Source organism: Ralstonia sp. AU12-08, from assembly GCF_000442475.1.
Lineage (GTDB): Bacteria > Pseudomonadota > Gammaproteobacteria > Burkholderiales > Burkholderiaceae > Ralstonia > Ralstonia insidiosa.
Map to the genome: position 1 here is coordinate 1 of NZ_ASZV01000065.1, position 6,319 is coordinate 6,319.

5 protein-coding genes and 1 pseudogene are annotated in these 6,319 nt (G+C 58.1%); 4 read left to right on the forward strand and 2 right to left on the reverse strand.

Features of this window, described 5'->3' with window-relative positions; translation table 11 throughout:
* From C404_RS0130680 to C404_RS59805, 4 genes are all read left to right on the forward strand, one after another.
* Nucleotides 1-496, forward strand: a 496-nt coding sequence (locus C404_RS0130680) for a heteromeric transposase endonuclease subunit TnsA (protein ID WP_031330293.1), incomplete at its 5' end; no start/stop codon positions are given.
* A gap of 2 nt (nucleotides 497-498) precedes the next feature.
* The gene (locus C404_RS58560; RefSeq protein ID WP_012435741.1) at nucleotides 499-2,421 is read left to right on the forward strand and encodes a Mu transposase C-terminal domain-containing protein; all 1,923 of its coding nucleotides are present in this window, start codon (nucleotides 499-501) and stop codon (nucleotides 2,419-2,421) included.
* Nucleotides 2,414-3,319: a TniB family NTP-binding protein gene (locus tag C404_RS58565; RefSeq protein WP_012435742.1), complete on the forward strand. Its 906-nt coding sequence runs from the start codon at nucleotides 2,414-2,416 to the stop codon at nucleotides 3,317-3,319. Before C404_RS58560 ends, C404_RS58565 begins: the two co-directional genes overlap by 8 nt.
* Nucleotides 3,320-3,339: 20 nt before the next feature.
* The gene (locus tag C404_RS59805; protein WP_233902602.1) at nucleotides 3,340-4,377 is read left to right on the forward strand and encodes a TniQ family protein; all 1,038 of its coding nucleotides are present in this window, start codon (nucleotides 3,340-3,342) and stop codon (nucleotides 4,375-4,377) included.
* On the opposite strand, the gene C404_RS58570 is transcribed toward C404_RS59805, so the two are convergent.
* Nucleotides 4,345-6,027 carry a hypothetical protein gene (locus C404_RS58570; protein ID WP_012435744.1) on the reverse strand — a complete coding sequence of 561 codons (1,683 nt, stop codon included), beginning with the start codon at nucleotides 6,025-6,027 and terminating at the stop codon, nucleotides 4,345-4,347. The genes C404_RS59805 and C404_RS58570 overlap by 33 nt on opposite strands.
* Nucleotides 6,028-6,116: 89 nt before the next feature.
* Nucleotides 6,117-6,319, reverse strand: a pseudogene (locus C404_RS58575) (hypothetical protein); the annotation flags it as partial.

Below are 6,319 nucleotides of genomic sequence, written 5' to 3' on the forward strand. Positions count from 1 at the left end.
TCAGCCGGTCAAAATTGCACTGTCTCGCGGCCGAGTTTATGTTCCAGATCTGCTGGTGACCTACCGCTGTTCTCCGTCGGGCAATCAGCGGTCTCCAGAATTGGTGGAAATCAAGAAGCGGGAATACCTTGATCGACACGCCGAGACGTATCGCGAGAAGTTTGCAGCGGCAACTGTCGTCGCCGAAGAGAGAGGCTGGGTCTTCGTTACCCGAACAGAGATCGACATCCGGACGCAGCACGTTCAAAACCTGAAGTTTCTGCATCGGTATCGCCATACGCCCGCGGACCCGGTCGCAGTGGAGCGCTTGCTTGCTGCGATGCGCCGGCTGGACAGTCCAACGACCCCCGAGACACTACTTGGTAGTTTGGCGGACACCTTAGAGATGCGCGCAGGCCTGATTCCCGTGCTTTGGCATCTTGTTGCTCACGGCGAAATCCAAGCGGACTTGCAGATTCCGTTGACGGATAGCACGCAGCTATTTCTACCGAGCTAGCCATGGCAAGCAAGTCGTTAGGAAAGACGCCGACTCTTCTGCCGATTAAGAAGGGCAGCAGCTACAGTCACGATGGGCGCGCATACACAATTCTCCGCTACGCCGCCTTGGACCAGGTTCTCGCACGCGAGGACGCGTCGGGAGCGATTGTCATTTTGAACATAGGGTCGCTCAAGCCTCCGTTCAGAGGCAGTGATGGCTCGCCCGAGCCCCAAGGCCAGATCGACCTCGAAGACGTATCGGATGACGACTGGGAAGAGGCGCAAAGCCGCCTAGACATCATTAGTCCTCTGCTCGCTCTTCGGCGGAATCGAAAGAAAGCAGACTACGTCGCTGTGGCAGCCGACGCAGACGTGAGTATCGCGACGCTCTACAACTGGCTGCGGACCTACCTTGCGTCTGAACAGCTGTCTTCGCTAATACCGACGCGCAAGAGCGGTGGCCGCGGGCGCAGTCGCCTCGCGCCAGAAGTGAAGCTGATCTTGGACAACTACGTTCAAGAGCACTATCTGACCATGCAAAAGCCGTCCGTAGCGAAGGCGGCCAGGGAAATTCGCCGCCTGTGCTATGTCGCGGAGCTTGAGCCTCTTCCGGCCGAGTCGACGATACACCGGCATCTAAGTTGGTTGGATGAACAAGAAGCGCTCAAGCGTCGTGAGGGGCGCCGCGCCGCTGAGCAACGATTTAGCGTGAATAAGGGATCCATTCCGGATGCTGAGTGGCCTCTTGCCATGGTGCAGGTCGATCACACTCTGTTGCCCGTCATCATCGTGGACGACAAGCACCGCAAGTCGATCGGACGGGCCTGGATCACTTTGGCAATCGATGTTTTCAGCCGCGCATGTTTGGGCATGTACTTGTCTCTGGATCCACCTTCAGCGATGTCCGCGGGCATGTGCATCTCGCACGCCATGTTGGATAAGGGGGAATGGATGGCGCGGCTGGGGTGCGGAGATATTGAGTGGCCCTTCCGCGGCCCCATAGACGTACTCCATATGGACAACGCCAAGGAATTCAGAGGCAAGATGCTGGCCGTCGCTGCGAGGGAGTACCACATCGATATTCACCTCCGGCCGGTAAAGCAGCCTCGCTACGGTGCGCACATCGAGCGGCTCATGGGCACCGTATCGGAGGAGTTGAAAGAGCTCAAAGGGGCAACGTTCGCGAATCCCCAGCAGAAAGGAGAGTACGACGCCGAGGGCAATGCCTGCATGACTATCGATGAGCTGGAGAAATGGCTTGTCCTGATGTTCGCTCGATATCATCGAGACGTTCACGCGGGCATTGGCACGACGCCGCTGACCAAATGGACCGAAGGCATTCTCGGCACACGGGGAAAGATGGGCCGTGGAATCCCACCGATAGTCGCCGATCCCGAGAAGGTCCGCATCGACTTCATGCCATTCGAGGAGCGAGCGATCCGAGGAGATGGAGTTGTCAACGACAACATCCACTACTTCCACGATGTCTTGAGACCGTGGATTGGGGAACGCGATCCTGACAATCCGAAGCGAGGTAAGAAGTTCCGGTTCCGCTATGACCCACGCGACATGAGCGTGTTGTACTTCTTCGATACCGATCTCAAACGGTATCAGGCGATTCCCTATCGAGATTCGAGCTTGCCGCCGGCAAGCATCTGGGAGATACGTGCAGCCAACAATGCAGCGAAGGCTGCGGGCATGAAGGAATACAGCGAACGGGACTTGTTTGCGCTGATCGCGCGGCAGCGCGAACTCGAAGAAGCTGCCGCTGAAAAAAGCAAGGCGGCACGTCGTGCTGAGCAGCAGCGCAAACAGCAGGACAAAGCTCGCGCGCAAAAATCTAAAGACCTGCCACGGGCCTCGAAGATCGAGCCGTCCAGGCTTGCGCCGGCAGTCCGTGGGTACGACCCAGACGATATTCAGGCACTGAGCGACGATGAATAGCACGACGGTTGAGTATGGCCACCTCAGTCCAAAGGCACAGGAGTACCTGGACCTGCCAACCAAGGATCGGATTCGGAAGATTCAGGAGGGCACGTGGCTACAGCTCGACCATGCGACGACCACGCTCCAGAAGCTGGAGGATCTGCTCGACTATCCAAAGGTAACGCGGATGCCGAGTTACCTGATTGTTGGTCCGTCATATAGCGGCAAGACATCCATTCTTGAGCGATTCCGCGATCAACATCTTCCCGACGTGGATCCCGAGCACGAGGCAACACGGTGTCCGGTGGTGATGGTCGACGCACCACCCAAGCCCGACCTATCCGACTTCTACAGTCGAATCATGGATAGTCTGATGACGCCATATAAGCCGACGGCCCCAGTCTATGAAAAGTACTCGCAGGTCAAACGCCTCTTTGGCGAGATGGATGTGCGCATCCTCATCATCGACGAGATCCACCATCTAATTGCCGGTGGCCTGACCAAGCAACGCGAGTTTCGCAACGCACTCAAGAGCCTGAGCAATGAGGCGAAGGTCAGTATCGTCGCCTCAGGGATCGAAGAGGCATACAACGCGTTCAATGCCGATCCGCAGATGTCGAGTCGATTCGTTCCGATCGAGATGCCCAGTTGGACGCCCGGCCGGCAGCTAGGGACGTTGCTGAAGACGCTGGAGCGCCGGACGCCGCTGCGCAAGCCATCAGGGCTGCACTACCCCGAGATGATGCAGGCGATCTATATGAAGAGCGAGTCCACTCTCGGTGACATCTTCGATCTCGTGAAAACGGCGGCGGTTGACGCTATCCGTTCCGGCGAGGAAGCGATTACCGAAAAGCAGCTCGAAGCATTGGACTGGGTGCCGCCCTCCAAGCGCAAGACCTACAGGCGAAGGCTGTGAAAACCTGGTCATGCGCCAACGTGCTGCTCTGGCCGATTCGGTATAAACCGATACCGGGCGAGTTGCTGTCGAGCTGGGTTGTTCGATTGGCGCATGGCCACGGAATGAGTTTGACGTCATTCTGCAATCTGGCACTCGGAGCTGACGCACGCGTGTTGACAGTGGACATCGACCGGCGCAGCCCACAATGGCTTCTGGAGTCGCTGGCACTGCACACGGGGACTCCGTTGGAGGCAGTTCGTCAGACGACGCTGCGGTTCTATGAAGGGACGCTGTATCCAGAGTTCCACGTTGGTGGAATTCTTCCGTGGGTGATCTCGATCAAGCTGCCGCGAAGCGCCCGGCTTGGCCCAGGTCTTCAGTTTTGCCCGTACTGTCTAAGGACTGATCCAAGACCGTACTTCCGCCGCTGCTGGCGAGTCGCACTGCAAACATTCTGTGAGCGGCACCAGCGTTTGTTGCTCGATAGGTGCCCCCGTTGTGGCGCGAGCTTGTTTGTTCAGCGCGTCGATACAAACTTGTGTCACGCGGAGATCGATGGCATTTGCCATTGCCACAACTGCGACTTCGATCTTCGGATGGCGGAGGCGCCCAACGTAGATGATCGAGGCAGTGGTCTCCTTTCCGAGCTGCAGCAACTGACGCGCGATCTCTCTTCGTTGGGCGCCGCGGGCCCGCGAGACCTGTTGGATCGTTTGCACGCTATGGCCGTGACGATGTTGTCGTGCAAGGTCAAGCCGCGTCTCTGTGACTGTCTAGCCTGTCGCTTCGGTTACTCCGACTTGGAGATTGTGCGCACCAGAAAGCCGGCGCTGGAACTGCAATCTGTACTGGCTCGGCATGCAGTATTGCTGTGGTCCCTTTGGCTGCTTCAGCACGATCCCGAGGCGCACGCGCAGCCTGTCAAGCCCACTGCTCCGTTGCACCACCATTTTGTTAAGGATATCTTGGCTGGGTATCGGCGCGAGGCGTCTCTTCACGCGCGTCGAGACTTGCCCGCTGAGCTTCCAATTGCGATGAGCAGCTCACCGCAGATACGCGATGGCTGCGTGGTATAGCTGCATTGAGATCCAGGAGCGCAGTTCGTCGGGAGTACTGGCCTGCGTGTGTTCCAACGCCATCACACGATGGTCGCCACCGTCCTGTACTGAGATGAATGCTCCCGTCGCGGCCTGGACTGCACGTTGTATCGCTTCATCGCTCTGGTTTTTCAAGGGAACCGCAAACGATATAGGCGGGTTGGCTTCGTGAACCATGAGCAACGTGGATGCTTCCTTTGAGGAAACAGCAAAGGCAGCTACACGCTTGAGCCGGTGATTGTCTTCAGGCATCAAGAGGTGCTCGTTCAGCACACCGTCCTCGTCTGAGATCAGTGGCATCGGGACGGTCCAGCCATCGTCGCGGCTCGCCGTCAGGACTCGCACGGAAGCATCATTCAGCGTGGATAGCGCTTTGACAGCGTGTTCGAGGAATGCCGGCGGGTCTGGAATCTCGCTGTCATCGTCGACGATCTGTGTTTCGCGGATGCGCTTTGTGGAGCCCGGTTCGCCGATCGCGTGCTCGTTGATCGGTTCGCCGGACGAGGCACTAGCGCGAGGCTTTTGTCCGGCTATTGTTCGGTCGGCGAAGACGTATTTGTTTTCCAGGTCGGTGAATCGCCGATTGCCGCGCACGGGCATCGTAGCCGGAGCAAGCTGCGACGAAGGGTCATGCTCCTCCAGGCTGACTTGGGCGGGTTCCTTGGCTTTCCGGGCTGTGGGCGGTGCTTCCTGTGGCGGGGTATCGGGCACCATTCCGGTAGTGTGAGCTTTCTTTCCACCCGTCACATGGAACCGCAGTGACTTGAAGGGGAACGGGTGCGAGCAACTCAGGAGTTGATAGACGAGGAACGTTCCTTTGGGATCATTGCCTCGCGACAGCCACTTCCCAGCGGCTCGCAGTGTTGTCGTTCCTTCGAACGGAAATAGGGTCTGCGGGTAAACCTCTTGGCGAGCCTGAGCGGCGCGTACGCAGGAGGCTCCAATCATTTTGGCCGCGCGCCATGCCAGCCGACTGCCGGCGATTCTTGCGACGTCCTCGGCGCTTGCGCGCGGAATACGGTCGGCAAGTTGAAGCGTCATCCGGTTGTGCCGATCTATTGCCGGCGTCCCCGTGTAAAGATGCCCTCTATCGAGTTGGGGGTGGAACAGCCTGTTGAGGAGCTCACTGGACGAGCCGAAGTAGAAACGGATCAACTCCATGCAGGGCACGACAAGGAGCTTCCCGTCTGGCAAGGTGACTCGAACGCAATAGGAGTGCGTGTTCTCGCGATGTCCAGCATGCTCATGGAGCGGCAGCATGAAACTGCCGTCTTCGAAGCTCGATCCAGCTTTTACTAGCTCGCAGGTGTCCTGGCTGATCTCCAGGTTCTCGCAATGCAGTTCTTCGTCAGCGGCACGGGATTCCAAGCTCTGTTCGCGCCACACGTCGCCGATACGCAGGAGCATTGTGGTTCCGACTGAAACCCAGCATCGGGTCTGCTGCCTTTCGGTTTCGCGGAGCGAGAGAAGCGATAAGCGACTGCTGCCTTCAGGGCACTTGTCCTTGGACAAGGAGACCAGAACGGACGGATGGCGCCGTCGCACCATGCGATCGGGGAAGGCGATGGGGCCGAACCAATCCACGCGCCAACGGCCTTCCCTTTTTGGAAACGCGTTTATGCGGAACATGTGATCCTGATCTGATCGTCAAAGCGTCGCCCGGCACGGGGATCTACCTGGCCGCGGCCGAGCGCCGATGACGAATTTCTGGCTGTTGCTTACGCCCGGCTATGACGGAGGTACAGATACACCAGTCCGATCGGCGCAATGAAGATCGCGAAAGCCCAACAGATCAGCATCGTGCTGAACTTGGCGAACAGCATCACGATTGCGTTCACGAAGAAGACGTTGTTGCCGAGAATGAAGTTCATCACGCCTTCGTACACGAACCGGGCATATGGATAGAGCACGGTGCTGATGA

What these genes read in the sequence shown, in the direction of transcription:
- C404_RS58570 (WP_012435744.1), bottom strand. Translation starts at nt 6,027, where the DNA reads ATGTTCCGCATAAACGCGTTTCCAAAAAGGGAAGGCCGTTGGCGCGTG.
- C404_RS58565 (WP_012435742.1), top strand. Translation starts at nt 2,414, where the DNA reads ATGAATAGCACGACGGTTGAGTATGGCCACCTCAGTCCAAAGGCACAG.
- C404_RS58560 (WP_012435741.1), top strand. Translation starts at nt 499, where the DNA reads ATGGCAAGCAAGTCGTTAGGAAAGACGCCGACTCTTCTGCCGATTAAG.